This window comes from Thermotoga sp. RQ2 (genome assembly GCF_000019625.1).
GTDB lineage: Bacteria > Thermotogota > Thermotogae > Thermotogales > Thermotogaceae > Thermotoga > Thermotoga maritima.
In genome coordinates this window covers 761,824-777,292 of record NC_010483.1, presented here as the reverse complement: position 1 = coordinate 777,292, position 15,469 = coordinate 761,824, and the positions used below count along the sequence as shown (strand labels likewise).

The 15,469-nt window shown below is 46.9% G+C and carries 13 protein-coding genes, 7 tRNA genes and 1 pseudogene; 12 read left to right on the top strand and 9 right to left on the bottom strand.

Annotation, left to right across the window (positions count from 1 at the left end; genetic code table 11):
* Nucleotides 1-383: 383 nt before the first annotated feature.
* The 5 genes from TRQ2_RS03910 (at nucleotide 384) to TRQ2_RS03890 (ending at nucleotide 3,837) form a co-directional block, all read left to right on the top strand.
* Nucleotides 384-459 (top strand) — tRNA-Ala (locus TRQ2_RS03910).
* Nucleotides 460-514: 55 nt separating this feature from the next.
* Nucleotides 515-946: a tRNA (N6-threonylcarbamoyladenosine(37)-N6)-methyltransferase TrmO gene (tsaA, locus tag TRQ2_RS03905; protein ID WP_004082829.1), complete on the top strand. Its 432-nt coding sequence runs from the start codon at nucleotides 515-517 to the stop codon at nucleotides 944-946.
* Nucleotides 947-950: 4 nt separating this feature from the next.
* Nucleotides 951-2,027: an iron ABC transporter substrate-binding protein gene (locus tag TRQ2_RS03900; RefSeq protein ID WP_012310733.1), complete on the top strand. Its 1,077-nt coding sequence runs from the start codon at nucleotides 951-953 to the stop codon at nucleotides 2,025-2,027.
* Complete coding sequence (locus tag TRQ2_RS03895; protein WP_012310732.1) at nucleotides 2,021-3,055, top strand: iron ABC transporter permease; 1,035 nt, start codon at nucleotides 2,021-2,023, stop codon at nucleotides 3,053-3,055. Before TRQ2_RS03900 ends, TRQ2_RS03895 begins: the two co-directional genes overlap by 7 nt.
* 5 nt (nucleotides 3,056-3,060) lie before the next feature.
* Complete coding sequence (locus TRQ2_RS03890) at nucleotides 3,061-3,837, top strand: ABC transporter ATP-binding protein (protein ID WP_012310731.1); 777 nt, start codon at nucleotides 3,061-3,063, stop codon at nucleotides 3,835-3,837.
* A 56-nt stretch (nucleotides 3,838-3,893) separates the two neighbouring features.
* On the opposite strand, the gene TRQ2_RS03885 is transcribed toward TRQ2_RS03890, so the two are convergent.
* From TRQ2_RS03885 to TRQ2_RS03855, 7 genes are all read right to left on the bottom strand, one after another.
* Complete coding sequence (locus tag TRQ2_RS03885; protein WP_004082838.1) at nucleotides 3,894-4,157, bottom strand: stage V sporulation protein S; 264 nt, start codon at nucleotides 4,155-4,157, stop codon at nucleotides 3,894-3,896.
* 70 nt (nucleotides 4,158-4,227) lie between these two features.
* A tRNA-Arg gene (locus TRQ2_RS03880) sits at nucleotides 4,228-4,304 on the bottom strand.
* A 5-nt stretch (nucleotides 4,305-4,309) separates the two neighbouring features.
* Nucleotides 4,310-4,385 (bottom strand) — tRNA-His (locus TRQ2_RS03875).
* A gap of 11 nt (nucleotides 4,386-4,396) precedes the next feature.
* A tRNA-Arg gene (locus TRQ2_RS03870) sits at nucleotides 4,397-4,473 on the bottom strand.
* Between the two features lie 11 nt (nucleotides 4,474-4,484).
* Nucleotides 4,485-4,560: transfer RNA gene (locus TRQ2_RS03865), tRNA-Gly, on the bottom strand.
* Between the two features lie 88 nt (nucleotides 4,561-4,648).
* The gene (gene fetB, locus TRQ2_RS03860; protein ID WP_011943334.1) at nucleotides 4,649-5,437 is read right to left on the bottom strand and encodes an iron export ABC transporter permease subunit FetB; all 789 of its coding nucleotides are present in this window, start codon (nucleotides 5,435-5,437) and stop codon (nucleotides 4,649-4,651) included.
* Nucleotides 5,437-6,057 (bottom strand): ATP-binding cassette domain-containing protein, encoded by a 621-nt coding sequence (locus tag TRQ2_RS03855; RefSeq protein ID WP_012310730.1) that lies wholly within the window; start codon nucleotides 6,055-6,057, stop codon nucleotides 5,437-5,439. Before TRQ2_RS03855 ends, fetB begins: the two co-directional genes overlap by 1 nt.
* A 55-nt stretch (nucleotides 6,058-6,112) precedes the next feature.
* Between TRQ2_RS03855 and TRQ2_RS03850 the strand changes: the two genes are divergently transcribed.
* Together TRQ2_RS03850 and TRQ2_RS03845 are read left to right on the top strand one after the other, a co-directional pair.
* Nucleotides 6,113-6,202, top strand: a tRNA-Ser gene (locus tag TRQ2_RS03850).
* A gap of 13 nt (nucleotides 6,203-6,215) precedes the next feature.
* Nucleotides 6,216-6,292: transfer RNA gene (locus TRQ2_RS03845), tRNA-Arg, on the top strand.
* A gap of 15 nt (nucleotides 6,293-6,307) precedes the next feature.
* On the opposite strand, the pseudogene TRQ2_RS10025 reads toward TRQ2_RS03845, so the two are convergent.
* Nucleotides 6,308-7,075: pseudogene (locus TRQ2_RS10025) on the bottom strand (guanosine polyphosphate pyrophosphohydrolase); the annotation flags it as partial.
* Between the two features lie 61 nt (nucleotides 7,076-7,136).
* Here TRQ2_RS10025 and TRQ2_RS03835 point away from each other — a divergent pair.
* Complete coding sequence (locus TRQ2_RS03835; protein WP_012310728.1) at nucleotides 7,137-7,628, top strand: adenosine-specific kinase; 492 nt, start codon at nucleotides 7,137-7,139, stop codon at nucleotides 7,626-7,628.
* Between the two features lie 8 nt (nucleotides 7,629-7,636).
* On the opposite strand, the gene ttuA is transcribed toward TRQ2_RS03835, so the two are convergent.
* Nucleotides 7,637-8,551, bottom strand: a complete 915-nt coding sequence (gene ttuA / locus TRQ2_RS03830) for a tRNA-5-methyluridine(54) 2-sulfurtransferase (RefSeq protein ID WP_012310727.1) — start codon at nucleotides 8,549-8,551, stop codon at nucleotides 7,637-7,639.
* A 214-nt stretch (nucleotides 8,552-8,765) separates the two neighbouring features.
* Here ttuA and TRQ2_RS03825 point away from each other — a divergent pair, with 214 nt between their 5' ends.
* The 4 genes from TRQ2_RS03825 to TRQ2_RS03810 all read left to right on the top strand — a co-directional run bounded on the left by TRQ2_RS03825 (nucleotide 8,766) and on the right by TRQ2_RS03810 (nucleotide 15,431).
* Nucleotides 8,766-11,228 carry an ATP-dependent Clp protease ATP-binding subunit gene (locus TRQ2_RS03825; protein WP_012310726.1) on the top strand — a complete coding sequence of 821 codons (2,463 nt, stop codon included), beginning with the start codon at nucleotides 8,766-8,768 and terminating at the stop codon, nucleotides 11,226-11,228.
* Complete coding sequence (gene radA / locus TRQ2_RS03820) at nucleotides 11,225-12,550, top strand: DNA repair protein RadA (protein ID WP_012310725.1); 1,326 nt, start codon at nucleotides 11,225-11,227, stop codon at nucleotides 12,548-12,550. Before TRQ2_RS03825 ends, radA begins: the two co-directional genes overlap by 4 nt.
* Nucleotides 12,528-13,586, top strand: coding sequence for a DNA integrity scanning diadenylate cyclase DisA (gene disA / locus TRQ2_RS03815; RefSeq protein WP_012310724.1), 1,059 nt, complete (start codon nucleotides 12,528-12,530; stop codon nucleotides 13,584-13,586). The genes radA and disA overlap by 23 nt, the downstream gene beginning before the upstream one ends.
* A 96-nt stretch (nucleotides 13,587-13,682) precedes the next feature.
* A complete protein-coding gene (locus tag TRQ2_RS03810) occupies nucleotides 13,683-15,431 on the top strand; it encodes an NADH-dependent [FeFe] hydrogenase, group A6 (RefSeq protein WP_012310723.1) in 1,749 nt (582 codons plus the stop codon).
* Nucleotides 15,432-15,469 lie beyond the last annotated feature (38 nt).

The following is a 15,469-nucleotide window of genomic DNA, read 5'->3' as shown; positions in this document are numbered from 1 at the left end:
GAAAAATGAGAGAAAGAGCGCCACAAAGTTCAAAGCGGAGACAATCACCACATTTGTCGTTTCAGGAAATAGGAAATACATAACGACCATGCCAAAAAGTGAAATTACGATAAAGGGTCCATGCTATCTACCCCCTGATTTAATCTAACACATGAGTTTGTAATGTGTCAATAATTCACTGTTGTTTCGTCAATTGATTCAGTTGAAAACTATCATTTGTTAAAGCAGTTTCGTTTGATGCTGAATTTAATAAAATGAATCAAAACGAAAGACTGGGCAGGCAGTATGCTGAGAGTCATAAAGATCAACAGAGTCTTCAGGAATGGCTCTCAGGATAGGACTTGAATAAATAGAAGAGATCGAGTATAATAAATCACGGATGTGGGGCCGTAGCTCAGCTGGGAGAGCGCTACCTTCGCACGGTAGAGGTCGTGGGTTCAAGTCCCATCGGCTCCACCAAAAAGCCCCTGCGCGTGCAGGGGGTTATTTTTTTAATTTAAAGGGGGAGTTGGATGTGTTTCTGTTGAAACAGATCGGTGTAATTAGATCTCCTTTCAAAAGTCCATCCGAGTGCCCTTTCCAGGGGAGATTTTCTCAGGAGAGATTCACGATCGAACTCTTTCCTGAATACGAAGAAGGGCTGAAGGACATCGAAACGTGTACACATCTGATCGTTCTTTACTGGCTTGACAGAGCGAACAGAGACAGATTGATCGCTATTCCTCCGTTTGACAAGCGTGAGCACGGTGTTTTCGCGACACGCTCTCCCCACAGACCGAATCCCATCGGTTTTTCTGTTGTGAAACTTTTAGAGGTGAGAGGTAGAGAACTGGTTGTGGAGGGGCTGGACGCTGTTGATGGAACCCCCGTTGTCGATATCAAACCCTACTCTTCGAAAATAGACTGCGTAGAGAACGCCAGAATTGGATGGTTCGAGGAGGTGTAGAGAAATGAAATTCAAGGTTTTCATCTCTGTTTTTCTGATTCTCTCGGTCGTGTTGTTTTCAGAAGGGATCGTGATAAAGGATCTTCTTGGAAGAGAAGTGGAGGTTCCTTCGAACGTGAATCGAATCGTGGCAGTGGGTCCCGGGGCGCTCAGGTTGATTGCGTATTTGAAAGCCACCGATATGGTTGTCGGTGTGGAAGACTTTGAAAAACTCAGACCTTCCGGGAGGCCCTACATACTTGCGTATCCAGAGCTCAAGGAACTTCCGAGTGTTGGACCTGGAGGACCGGGGAAGCTTCCAGATCTGGAGTCTTTGATAGCCCTGCAACCCGACGTTGTTTTCATCACGTACGTTGACAGGAAGACAGCGCAGGACATACAGGAGAAAACGGGGATTCCCGTTGTCGTTCTCAGTTATGGGAATCTGGGGACATTTGAAGACGAGGATCTCTTCAGATCGATCGAGCTGGCAGGAAAGATTCTTGGAAGAGAAGAAAAGGCCCATGAAGTGGTTGATTTCATAAAGAAAGCGCAGGAGGATCTCACGACTCGATCTGAGGGTGTCGAAAGCCCTACCGTCTACGTTGGTGGAATCGGATACAAAGGAGCTCATGGAATCGATAGCACGGAGGCGAAGTATCCTCCTTTCGTGGTCCTACAAGCAAGGAACGTTGTGGACGAGCTGGGAGAAGGACACAAATTCATAGATCCTGAGAAGCTACTCGTTTGGGATCCAGAGTACATTTTCATCGATGAAAACGGTTTGAACCTCGTACTGGACGATTATTCGAAACACAGAGAGTTCTACGAGAGTTTGAGTGCTGTCAAAAGAGGAAAAGTTTACGGCATTCTTCCTTACAATTACTACACCACCAACATCGGAACAGCTCTGGCCGATGCGTACTTCATCGGAAAAATCCTCTATCCCGAACGTTTTACCGACATCGATCCGGAGGAAAAGGCGGATGAAATTTATGAATTCCTCCTCGGGAAAAGGGTTTATGGGGAGATGGCTGAGCAATTTGGAGGATTTGGAAGGATAGATTTTTCTTCAGGAAGGATCCTCCGTGGAACGTGGTGATTTACAAGAATTACGTTGCGAAAAGAATTTTCACGATTCTGTTTTTATCATTTTTGCTGGTGCTTGTAGGGATCTATTCTCTATCACATGGTGGATACTCTCTGTCGCTCAAAGATATTATCGGCGCATTTCTGGGGAAGGGTGACAGGAAGGCGCAACTTGTGATCTGGAGTGTCAGATTTCCAAGAGTAGTCACCGGTATCCTAGTTGGTGCTTCTTTGGCGGTCTCTGGAGCTGTTATGCAGGGAGTTTTGAAAAATCCTCTTGCCAGTCCCTTTACAACGGGTACATCTCATGGCGCCATGTTCGGTGCTTCCTTAGCCATCGCACTGGGAGCAGGGTATTCTGAGAGCACTGGTAGTGTCACACTGAACAATCCCTACACCATCGCTCTCTTCGCTTTTCTTGGGGCGATGAGTTCTTCTCTTGTCATTCTTTTGATTGGAAAACTAAAGGAAATCACTCCAGAAGCGATAGTGCTGATGGGTGTCGCCATGGGTTCTCTCTTCACGGCTGCCACCACGTTGATCCAGTACTTTGCCGATGATCTGGAACTCGCCACGATGGTTTACTGGAGCTTTGGAGATCTTGGAAGGACAACCTGGAGAGAAAACCTCATACTTCTGGTGGTCTTTTTGACGGTTTTCGCTTATTTCCTCTGGAAGGCGTGGGATATCAATGCGATGGTTGTGGGAGACGAAATCGCAAAGTCGACGGGGATTGAAGTGGAAAAAGTGAGATTGATTCTGGTAATGCTCTCTACTTTGCTGACAGCCATCAGTGTGGCGTTCGTCGGTATAATCGGCTTCATAGGACTGCTGGCACCCCACATGATGAGAATCCTCTTTGGAGAAGATTACAGATTTTTGATTCCTCTTTCCGCACTGTGTGGTAGTGTTTTGCTGTTATCGGCCGATACTGTGGCACGCGTTCTTCTATCTCCCACAGTTCTTCCTGTGGGGATTGTGACTTCTTTTCTCGGTGCACCTCTTTTCATCTATCTGCTCCTTCACGGGGAAGAAAGGTGACAGAGATGCTCCGAATAAGAAACCTTTCGTTCAGTTACAGAAACAAAAAAGTTCTGGATAATGTCACTTTTAGCGCACAGAAGGGAGAACTCATTGTTATCCTGGGGCCAAACGGTGCAGGAAAGAGCACGTTGTTGAAGTGCATAGCAGGTATCCTGAAGTGCCAGGGCGTAGAGATTTTTAGTAAACCTCTCGAACAATACACCAGAAGAGATCTGGCCAGGATAGTTGGGTACGTTCCACAGAGATTCGATCCCGGTATGTTGAACGTTTACAATCTGATCCTTCTCGGGAGGAAGCCATACGTAAGTGTAAGTCCTTCAAAGAAGGATATCGAGATTGTAAACAGGGTGGTAGAACGATTGAATCTCCAACATCTGATGTTTCAGAGAGCGAAGAATTTGAGCGGTGGCGAACTTCAAAAGGTGAGTATTGCCAGGGCACTCGTTCAAGAGCCGGAGATACTTTTGCTGGACGAGCCAACGAACGATCTCGACCCGAAGAATCAGATCGAGATCATGGAGATAGTTCAAGATTTTGTGAAATCAGGAAAGATTGCGTTGGTCGTGATGCATGAGATAAATCTGGCTCTGCGATTTGCTGATAGGTTCATTTTCATGAAGGATGGAAAGATTGTAAGCGACGGTGAAAGAGCGATTTTGACACCAGATCTGTTCTGGGAAGTGTACGGGGTGAACGGAGTTGTGAAAGAGATTCTTGATACACCTGTTTTTGTTCTGAAAGGCAAGGAATCTCCGGAATCCCGTGAAAATACTGGCTAACAAAAACAAAAATCCCCGCAAAAGCGGGGATTTTGTTTGCTTTTTCTTGTGAAAACTCAGTCTTTCGGGAAGACGATAAATTTGATTGCCGTTCTGGTTTCTCCGTTGATCTGAACTTCTGCAAAGGCAGGAACGCAAACGAGGTTAATACCACTTGGAGCAAGATAACCCCTTGCGATGGCTATGGCCTTCACGGCCTGGTTAACGGCACCCGCTCCAATTGCCTGAAGTTCGGCCTTTCCCTTTTCTCTGATAACTCCCGCGAGAGCTCCTGCGACTTTGTTGGGGTTGGAATTAGAAGCAACCTTGAGTACTTCCATGTGTTTCTACCTCCTCTACGGTGAGTGTTCTTCTATGCCTTTCAACGACATTGGTTTATTGGTTTTCGGGTGGCGCGCCCGGCAGGACTCGAACCCGCAACCATCGGATCCGAAGTCCGACGCTCTATCCAGTTGAGCTACGGGCGCGTAGCTGGGGTGACCAGCGGGACTCGAACCCGCGACCACCTGATCCACAGTCAGGCGCTCTACCAACTGAGCTATGGTCACCACGAAAAAAATGGCGCGCCCGGCAGGACTCGAACCTGCAGCCCTCGGATTAGAAATCCGATGCTCTATCCTGTTGAGCTACGGGCGCACCAGAAACGTTGGAGCGGGCGACGGGACTCGAACCCGCAACCCTCGGCTTGGAAGGCCGATGCTCTACCAGTTGAGCTACACCCGCCCTTCAAAGACCCTCCAAGCACTAAAAATATTATCATAACTCTTTGGGAACGTCAAGTGGGGTGCGTAACACGTGAGTTTTGAAGTTCTCAAACGATCAGCTGATCTTCTCTGTTGAAGAAAGCTTTGTATCCCAGATAGAGAAACACGCTCACACTGATCGTGACTCCACCGAGTATTCCAAGCATTATTGCGATCTGATACTTTATCGCAGTGATCGGAGAAGCTCCAGAGAGGATCTGTCCCGTCATCATGCCTGGGAGAAACACGATACCCATGCCAATCATGGAGTTGAGAGTTGGCAGTATCGCCGAATCGAACGCCCTGTCACTGAACATTCTCACAGCGTCTTTTGGCCTTGCCCCCAGCATCAAAGCGGCTTCCACAATATCTTTTTGAATTGTTATTGACTCAGAGAGTGTCTTCACTCCTAGTGAAACACCGGTCATGGAGTTTCCGATGATCATACCCGCAAGAGGGATCACGTACCTCGGATCGAACCAGGGAGAGATCCTGACTACCACATACAGAAAGTACACAAGGCTGAGAAGCGTTCCCGTACTCACGGAGATCGCTATGAAGAACTCCAGACGTTTTTTCACCTTCGATGGAAGAGAAAGCCTTGCCCTTTTGTAAACGTTGTAGATGGCGAATATCTCCATAACGAGAACTGCCAGAACTGTGTAGAGAGGTGAAGGATGATCGAGTATGTAACTCAGTACAAATCCTGCCAGCACCAGCTGGAAAGTCATCCTGATGGATGCCACCAGAACTTCTTTTTCCCGCGGTATCCTTCTTATTCTCAATATGAACATCAGAATCACAACGAAAATGTAGGCGCTCAAAAGCTGTATCAGGCCGATATCAACTGGTCCCATCACAAAACCCTCCCGTTTTTGAGTTCGATCAACACGTCTGCGAATTTTCTCAATTCCGGGTTATGAGTCACTATGACAAGCGTTTTCTCCCGATTTTTTGCAAAGTTAGACACTTTTTTGATGATTTCAATGCCGGTTTTTTCGTCCAGAGAGGAAGTGGGTTCATCGAGGAGCAGCACCTCGGGATCCATGAGAAGAACCCTTGCCAGAGCGAGACGTTGTTTTTCACCACCGGAGAACTTTTCTGGATCATCGTTCAGGTCTTTTTCGAGTATGACAAACCTTAGAATGTTTCTCAATTCTTCATCGTGTGGTATATCTTTTCCAGAAAATTTCAAGCCTATGAGGAGATTCTCCTTCACGTTACCGGGAAACACAACGGGAAACTGAGGAAGCATCACTACCTTTCTTCTGAGTTCAACCGAGTCGATCTCCTTCAACGGTGTGCCCTTGAATAAAATTTCTCCACTGTCCGGTGAAATCAGTTTGTTCAGCATCTTCAGAAGAGTTGTTTTTCCTGTGCCGCTTTTTCCTGTAATAACGGTAATTTTTCGAGCCGGTATGTGGAGTTCCTCGATGTTCAATATATCCTTGTATTTCACATTCTTTAGAACAAACACGATTTTTTCCTCCCCTTGAATATTCCTGGATGTGTTGCTATAATAGATGACAGGTGGAGAGGTGGCCGAGCGGCCGAAGGCGCTTGCCTGCTAAGCAAGTGTGGGGGTTTCCCCACCGTGGGTTCGAATCCCACCCTCTCCGCCAGTTTTTTGTATATGTGCCCGTAGCTCAGTTGGATAGAGCGCCAGACTGCGGATCTGGAGGTTGGGGGTTCGAATCCCCCCGGGCACGCCACCTTTTCTCAAGGATCTCCCACACTATTCCGTATCTGTAACCCCTAGTGCTCACTGTCATCTTCGGCGAATATTTTCTCAAAAGAGCAACGGTTACGATTCCTCCTGCGAGTATTGTTTTCTCTCGTCCTACGGGAAGCACATTCAAATTCTTCACGTCTTCAAAACTCAGCCTTTTGATCTTGTCCACGAGTCTTTCAACCTCTTCTAATTTTAAAACGCTTCCGTGAAGAATTTCCAGGTCCCATTTTCCTTTCATCAATGCAGCGAGCGCGACAAAACTTCCTCCAACTCCAAAAAGTTCGTCCTTTTTTACCTCGGGAAGTTGCTTCATCACGTACTCAACTATTCTATCCACCGGTTCGATGTAGGGAAGTGTCAGGGAAAAAGTGCGGTTCAAAACGTGTGTTCCAAGCTCTAAACTCACGTATCCATCTTTCCAAGCAAGTTCGAGGCTACCCCCACCGAGGTCAGCTACCAGGATATCCTTTTTCCCGAAATCTTTCGCTACAGAAACATAAGAATAGTACGCTTCTTTTTCTTCCGGTAAAATCTCTCCCCGGTCCCCTGTTATCTGTTGGAAGATGTCGGGATGCCTTCTGAAAAATGCCGTTCCAAATACGTGAAGTTCCGCCCCCATTTTTTCAGCTTTTTCCACACATTCTTTGAACACCTCTTTCGCCTTCTCGAGGTTTCCGGAGGCTATTCCGACTTCGTAAACCTCTTCAAGAACGGTCTTCCCTTTCTCCGAAACGACAAGGAGAATGAAGGAGTTGCTCCCCATATCCAGCACTGCGATCATTTCCCCACCTCCTGGTGTTAGAATATTCCTGGGAGGTGAAAGCGTGAGTATACAGCTCGAGGTCGTGGACGTTGCCATTCCGGAAAATGCCAATATTATTCTGGGACATTCTCATTTTATCAAGACGGTTGAGGATCTGTACGAGGTGATGGTGACAACGAATCCAAACCTCAAGTTCGGTATAGCCTTCAACGAAGCGAGTGGGCCGTGTCTCATCAGGCACGAAGGAAACGACGAAGAGTTAGTGAATCAGGCGATCGAAACGGCGAAGAAAATAGGTGCCGGCCACACCTTTGTGATCTACGTAAGAGGTGGTTACCCCATCAACATCCTGAACCAGATCAAGAACGTTCAGGAGGTATGCAGGATATACACGGCAACAGCGAATCCTTTACAGGTGATCGTGGGTATCACTTCTCAGGGAAGAGCGGTACTCGGAGTGGTTGACGGGTACTCACCCAAAGGTGTGGAAGGCGATGAAGACAAAAGGAAAAGACACGCGTTTCTCAGGGAGATCACAAAGTACAAAAAATGATCCCCCGCTCATGCGGGGGCCTTGTTTTTTCTTTTCTCTACCTGTTTTCTGAGTCTGCAGAAGGAACACACCTCTGCCGTCGTTGGATATCCACACTCTTTACATTCCCTGAGTCCTTCCACTTCGAGTTTCGGCTCTTTCTTTCTTTTCAAAAATCCAAGATAAAAATTCAGAGTGATTCCGGGTTGTTCTTCTTCGAGTTCCCGCAGGATCTTCTTGTACACAAGCGAAGTCGCGCCCACAGAGAATGGGCAAGCCATCTCTAGGTGTGGTATCTCGTTCAGAGTTGCGTACAGTTTTATGTCTTCTTCGTAGTTCAAAACGAGTGGTTTGGCCTTTGGAACGAGTTTTTCATGGGTTTTTGGAAGGAGCGGCCACTGCCTTTCCAGATATCCTTCCTGCCAGTGAAGGATGTTCCCCAGCAAAACAGACGCTTCATCGTTCAGGTTGTGCCCCGTGACCACCACGTCGTAACCGTTTTCGTAAGCGAATTTGTTCATCAGATACCTTCTCACGACCCCACAAATAGAACAAACAGGCCTCCTCAACATGATGGAGATTTCCTGAGTGGAAAGGCCTTCGAAGTATTCCGTTGCATCGACTATGTGAAGTTTAGTGTTGAGAAGCTCTGCGTTTTTTTCAACGATTTCCTGAGCTTTCTGGACCATTCCGCTTTTTCCGGCTCTGATGAACAGTGCGTCCACCTCGTAGCCAAGTTTTTTCAACATGTGCCACAGGGAAACACTGTCCTTTCCACCGGAAACAGCTATCAATATTTTCGAATTTCTGCCGAACATTTTGAACTTTTTTATCGCTTTCTCCACCCTTTGTTCTATGAATTCGTTGAAGTGTTCTTTGCAGAGCTTTATGTTGTAGTGTCTCAACTTAACCGAGGCGGGTTTTCCACACTTGGTACACTTCATTTTTTCCCTCCTTTCGAGAAAAGTGTCGTTTAAATTCGGTTCGATTAAATTGTATCATGGATATTTCACCGGTTGTAGATCCGTACGAAAAATCGAATTTGGTGAATCTAATTGTTACCTTTTGCTTTACTTCTGAGAGAACTTTGAACATTTCTGAAAGATGTTATGTCCATAAGGGTGATATAATGAAATTGGAAGACCCGGAGGTGATACTATGTTTGATAAGTTCTCGGAGAAGACAGCTCAGATATTTGTAACAGCCCAGGAGGAGGCAAAAGAACTCGGGCATTCGTACGTCGGAACGGAGCACCTTCTGCTTGCAATTCTAAAAGTAGATAGAAGCCCGGCCGTCGAACTCCTGGAAGAAATGGGAGCCTCGTACTCCAAGGTGAGATCCGAGATCATCTCCATGGTTGGCATGGGGATGAGAGGCTTTGTCCCTTCTCCTCAGATGACTCCAAGAGCCAAAAGAGTGACCGAACTCGCATACGAAGAGGCGAAGATTCTTGGAAGTGACAAGATAAACCCGGAGCATCTTCTCCTTGGTATTCTGAGAGAGGGAGAAGGGATTGCAATACACATTCTGAGGAAACTCGGAGTAGATATCGCTACTCTGAGAAGAGAGATCATAGATATCTACTCCTACTCCTCGAACAAAAATCTGGAGTATGAGGAAGAGGAGGATTACACTTACAGAAGCGTGAAGCAACTTGAAGGCTTCGGTGTGAATCTCACAGAACTTGCAGCCAAAAAAGAGCTCGACCCAGTTATTGGAAGAGAAGAAGAAATAGAGAGAGTGATGCAGGTCCTCGTCAGAAGGAAGAAAAACAATCCTGTTCTCATTGGAGATCCTGGAGTTGGAAAGACAGCGATAGTCGAAGGTCTGGCTCAGAGGATAGTCGCTGGAGATGTGCCCGAGATCTTGAAAAACAAGGTGATCTTCTCTCTTGACGTGGCAGCGCTGGTTGCGGGAACCAAATACAGAGGTGAATTCGAAAAGAGGATGAAGAAGCTCCTTCAGATCGTGACCAAGGATAAGAACATTATCCTCTTCATAGACGAGATACACACCATAGTTGGTGCTGGATCGGCTGAGGGAGCAATCGATGCTGCGAACATTTTGAAGCCTGCTCTCGCACGTGGAGAGATAAGCTGTATAGGTGCCACCACACCGGACGAATACAGAAGGTACATTGAAAAGGATGCGGCTCTGGAGAGAAGGTTTCAGAAGATATATGTGAAAGAACCAACTGAGGAAGAAACGCTCGAAATATTGAAAGGTTTGAAGAGAAAATACGAAGCGCATCATAAAGTGATTTATACCGACAAGGCTCTGGAGGCGGCCGTTTACCTTTCCAAGAGATACATAACCGATCACTATCTACCTGACAAGGCGATCGATGTGATAGACGAGGCAGGTGCCAGAGCGAGATTGAAGGTGTTCGTGCTTCCTCCAGAACTGAAGGATATGAAGCTAGAACTGGAAAGAATAAGAAGCGATAAGGAGCTCGCTGTTCTGAACCAGGATTACGAAAAGGCTGCACAACTGAAAGAAGAAGAGATGGAGCTGGAGGCGGAATACAGAAAAAGGTACGCAGAGTGGAGAAGACGCGCAGAAACAGCTGTGGTAAAGGTGGATGTAGACGACGTGGCTGAAGTGGTGTCTTCCTGGACGGGTGTTCCTCTCAGAAAGATCGAGGAAACAGAAGTCGAAAAGCTTCTCAATCTCGAAGAGGCTCTCCACCAGAGAATCGTTGCTCAGGACGAAGCTATAAAAGCTGTAGCCAGGGCCATAAGAAGAGCAAGAAGCGGTTTGAAAGATCCGAGAAGGCCGATAGGTGTGTTCCTGTTCCTTGGTCCAACGGGTGTTGGAAAGACAGAACTCGCAAAGGCGCTCGCAGAGTACCTGTTCGGGGATGAAAGGGCCCTCATCAGGTTCGACATGAGCGAATACATGGAGAGGTTCTCCGTTTCAAGGCTCATAGGAGCACCTCCAGGGTACGTGGGTTACGAAGAAGGCGGTACTCTCACGGAGAAAGTGAGAAGAAGACCGTTCTCGGTGATCCTGTTCGACGAAATAGAGAAGGCACATCCGGACGTGTTCAACATACTGCTCCAGATAATGGACGATGGAAGACTCACGGATTCCCAGGGACGTGAAGTTGATTTCAGGAACACGATCATCATCATGACCAGCAACATCGGAAGCTCTTACATCAACAAATCCAAGAGAACTCTTGGGTTTGTGGGTGACAACAACGAAGAGAGGGAATTCGAGAAAATAAAGGATCTCGTTCTGGAAGAGGTGAAAAGAACGTTCAGACCTGAGTTCCTGAACAGGATCGATGAAACGATCATATTCCATCCGTTGAAGAAGGAACACATCGAACAGATCATCGACATACTCTTGAGAGACCTCAGAAAGAGACTCTCGGAGAAGAACATGAAGCTTGTACTGACAAAGAGTGCAAAAGAGTTCCTGGTCGAAAAAGGATTCGATCCGGTGTACGGGGCAAGACCTCTGAAGAGAGCGATACAGAGATACGTGGAAGATCCTCTCTCTGAAGAGATCCTGAGAGGTAAGTTCAACGAAGGAGATACGATTGTCTGTAGGGCTCGCAAAGATGCTCTTCGATTCACCAGAAAGGGTGAAAAGAAGGAGAAGGTGGTCCAGTGAAAAAGTTCGTCTGTTCCAACTGTGGCTACGTTTCTCCAAAATGGTTCGGAAGGTGCCCTCAGTGCGGTGAATACGATACAGCAGAAGAAGTGGTTCAAAGAAGGAAAAACAGGGAGGGAAGCCCCTCCCTGTTTTTAAATTTAGAAGACGCTGGAGAAATTTCCCTTGAAAGGCTATCCACGGGTTTTTCAGAACTGGACAGGGCTTTCAGGGGAGGAATTGTTCCCGGACAGGTGATCCTGCTCTCCGGTGAACCCGGGATAGGAAAGAGTACGATAGCGCTTCAGATCGCTGAAAGGTTCGCTGAAAGAGGGCTGGTTGTTTACGTTTCTGGTGAAGAGTCCCCCCAGCAGTTGAAATTGAGGGCGGACAGGCTTTTGTTGAAGAGGAAAAAGGACATCCTTTTGACCTTGGAGAACGACATCGATGAAATAATATCTTCTCTACAAAACAAAAGAGTGAGTTTTATGGTGGTTGACTCTATTCAAACGGTTTTTTCTTCGGATCTTGGAAGCAGTCCTGGAAGCATCTCTCAGGTAAAAAACGTGACGATGAAAACGATCGACTTCGCGAAGAGAAGAGGTGTGCCAGTTCTCCTGGTGGGACATGTGACGAAAGAAGGGGAAATAGCAGGACCGAAACTGGTGGAACACATGGTGGACACCGTGGCGTATTTTGAAGGGGACAGACGTACAGGATTGAGACTCTTGAAGATTACAAAGAACAGATTCGGACCTTCCGACGAAGTGGCGGTTTTTGAGCTCAAAGAAAACGGTTTCGTCCAGGTGGAGAATCCTTCCTTTACTGAAGGAGATGCGGATCTTCCAGGAAATGTCCTCACGTGTGTTTTTGAAGGCACGAAGCCCTTTGTTGTGCAGATACAGGCACTCGTCTCCAAGAACAGAACGTTCTCTCCCAAGAGGGTGTGTAAAGGCGTAGATGCGAACAGAGTGATGCTTTTGATTGCCGTGATCAGTAAATATCTGAAGCTTCCCATAGAAACACACGATGTTTATGTCAACGTTGTAGGGGGACTCAGAGTAACGGATCCCGCAGCGGATCTTGCGATAGCGCTTTCCATTGTGTCTTCCTATCTGGAAGTTTCCCTGCACAACACGGCGGCCGTTGGCGAAATTGGTTTGGATGGAAAGGTGAGGAAGGTTTACAATATTAATAGAAGATTGAACTCTTTGAAGAGTTCTGGAAGGATAATAGTTCCTCCGATCGAAGAAGAGCAAAAAGGAGTTTTTGAGGTGCGTGACCTCAAAGAGGCCGTCTCTATAATTGGGGGTGAAATCCTTGGTACCCCAGGAGCTGATTGAAAAGATAAAACTCATATCACCGGGAACGGAGTTGAGAAAAGCACTGGATGACATAATCAATGCCAACTTTGGTGCGCTTATTTTTCTTGTTGATGATCCAAAAAAATACGAAGATGTTATCCAAGGGGGATTCTGGCTGGACACCGATTTTTCGGCGGAGAAACTGTACGAGCTTTCAAAAATGGATGGTGCGATAGTTCTTTCTGAGGATATCACAAAGATATACTACGCGAATGTTCATCTTGTGCCGGATCCTACGATACCAACGGGAGAAACCGGTACAAGACACAGAACGGCAGAAAGGCTGGCGAAACAAACGGGAAAAGTCGTGATAGCAGTTTCAAGAAGGAGGAATATCATCTCACTCTACTATAAAAATTACAAGTACGTTGTGAACCAGGTGGATTTTCTCATATCGAAAGTGACACAGGCGATCAGCACTCTGGAAAAATACAAGGACAATTTCAACAAACTTCTTTCGGAACTTGAAGTTCTGGAACTGGAGAACAGAGTTACTCTCGCTGACGTGGTGAGGACACTGGCAAAAGGGTTCGAGCTTTTGAGGATAGTAGAGGAGATAAGACCCTACATAGTAGAGCTCGGTGAGGAAGGAAGACTCGCAAGGATGCAGCTCAGGGAGTTGACGGAAGACGTGGACGACCTTTTGGTTCTTCTCATAATGGATTACTCTTCCGAAGAGGTGGAAGAAGAAACGGCTCAAAATATCTTGCAGGATTTCATCACAAGGAGAGAACCGTCTCCCATTTCGATTTCCAGAGTTTTGGGATACGACGTGCAGCAAGCTGCACAGTTGGACGATGTGCTTGTTTCCGCAAGAGGCTACAGACTCCTTAAAACAGTGGCGAGGATTCCGCTCAGCATCGGTTACAATGTGGTCAAGATGTTCAAAACACTCGATCAGATCAGTAAAGCCTCTGTTGAGGATTTGAAGAAAGTCGAGGGAATAGGAGAGAAAAGAGCGCGTGCCATTTCAGAAAGTATCAGTTCCTTGAAGCATAGAAAAACTTCCGAGTAGTTGTGGTAATATATCCCAATGAGGAGGTTTTTTAAAAATAATTTGAGAAATTTATCACAAAATGGTGAAACCAATTCTGTGAGGAGGTGCTTTGCCTTGGCGGACGTGACGGTTGTTATAAATGGTAGAACGCTTGCGGTACCTGACAACTTGACGGTCATTGAAGCCTGTGAAAAGGCGGGAATAGAGATTCCTGCTTTGTGTCACCACCCAAGGCTTGGGGAATCAATAGGTGCGTGTAGAGTCTGTGTCGTTGAGGTGGAAGGAGCGAGGAATCTTCAACCTGCGTGTGTGACAAAAGTGAGAGATGGTATGGTGATAAAGACCTCTTCTGACAGGGTAAAAACAGCCAGGAAGTTCAACCTCGCGCTTCTTCTCTCTGAACACCCCAACGATTGTATGACGTGTGAAGCGAATGGAAGGTGTGAGTTCCAGGATCTGATCTACAAGTACGATGTGGAACCCATTTTCGGATACGGTACCAAAGAAGGGTTGGTCGACAGGAGCAGTCCTGCTATAGTCAGAGATCTTTCCAAATGTATCAAGTGCCAGCGTTGTGTTAGAGCATGTTCCGAACTTCAGGGAATGCACATCTACTCTATGGTGGAGAGGGGTCACAGAACTTATCCCGGAACTCCTTTCGACATGCCCGTTTATGAAACAGATTGTATAGGTTGTGGTCAGTGTGCTGCGTTCTGTCCAACGGGCGCTATAGTTGAAAATTCGGCGGTAAAGGTTGTTCTGGAAGAACTGGAAAAGAAAGAAAAGATCCTCGTCGTTCAAACCGCACCATCGGTGAGAGTGGCGATTGGCGAAGAATTTGGATACGCCCCTGGTACCATTTCTACTGGCCAGATGGTTGCTGCTCTCAGAAGACTCGGCTTCGATTACGTCTTCGACACGAACTTTGGGGCAGACCTTACCATAATGGAAGAAGGAAGTGAATTTCTCGAAAGACTTGAAAAAGGCGACCTTGAGGACCTTCCCATGTTCACTTCCTGTTGTCCTGGATGGGTGAACCTTGTGGAAAAGGTCTATCCCGAACTCAGGACGAGACTTTCTTCTGCCAAGTCACCACAGGGAATGCTCTCTGCTCTGGTGAAAACCTACTTTGCGGAAAAACTCGGAGTGAAACCGGAAGACATTTTCCACGTATCCATCATGCCCTGCACCGCGAAGAAGGACGAGGCTCTGAGAAAACAGCTCATGGTGAACGGAGTTCCAGCGGTGGATGTTGTTCTCACCACAAGGGAACTTGGGAAGCTCATAAGGATGAAGAAGATACCGTTCGCGAACCTTCCAGAAGAAGAATACGACGCACCGCTTGGAATCTCCACGGGAGCGGCGGCACTCTTTGGTGTTACAGGTGGTGTGATGGAGGCTGCTTTGAGAACTGCGTACGAACTCAAAACGGGAAAGACACTACCGAAGATCGTTTTTGAAGATGTGAGAGGACTCAAAGGTGTCAAGGAAGCCGAAATAGATCTGGATGGCAAAAAGATAAGGATTGCTGTGGTTCACGGTACAGCCAACGTGAGAAATCTGGTGGAAAAGATTCTGAGAAGAGAAGTGAAGTATCATTTCGTTGAAGTGATGGCGTGTCCCGGTGGATGTATCGGTGGAGGAGGTCAGCCCTACAGCAGAGATCCAGAGATCCTCAGAAAGAGGGCGGAAGCCATCTACACCATCGACGAGAGAATGACTCTGAGGAAGTCTCACGAGAACCCTGCCATAAAGAAACTGTACGAAGAGTACCTCGAACATCCGCTCAGTCACAAAGCTCACGAGCTGCTTCACACCTACTACGAAGACAGATCGAGGAAGAAAAAACTTGCGGTAAAATAAACAGGGAGGGGAAACCCTCCCTTTCTTTTTCAGGAGGT

Bases quoted from the DNA above. Each gene is read 5' to 3' on its own strand.
- TRQ2_RS03900 (WP_012310733.1), top strand. From the start codon at position 951: ATGAAATTCAAGGTTTTCATCTCTGTTTTTCTGATTCTCTCGGTCGTG.
- TRQ2_RS03890 (WP_012310731.1), top strand. From the start codon at position 3,061: ATGCTCCGAATAAGAAACCTTTCGTTCAGTTACAGAAACAAAAAAGTT.
- TRQ2_RS03885 (WP_004082838.1), bottom strand. From the start codon at position 4,157: ATGGAAGTACTCAAGGTTGCTTCTAATTCCAACCCCAACAAAGTCGCA.
- fetB (WP_011943334.1), bottom strand. From the start codon at position 5,437: ATGGGACCAGTTGATATCGGCCTGATACAGCTTTTGAGCGCCTACATT.
- ttuA (WP_012310727.1), bottom strand. From the start codon at position 8,551: ATGAAGTGTACCAAGTGTGGAAAACCCGCCTCGGTTAAGTTGAGACAC.
- TRQ2_RS03825 (WP_012310726.1), top strand. From the start codon at position 8,766: ATGTTTGATAAGTTCTCGGAGAAGACAGCTCAGATATTTGTAACAGCC.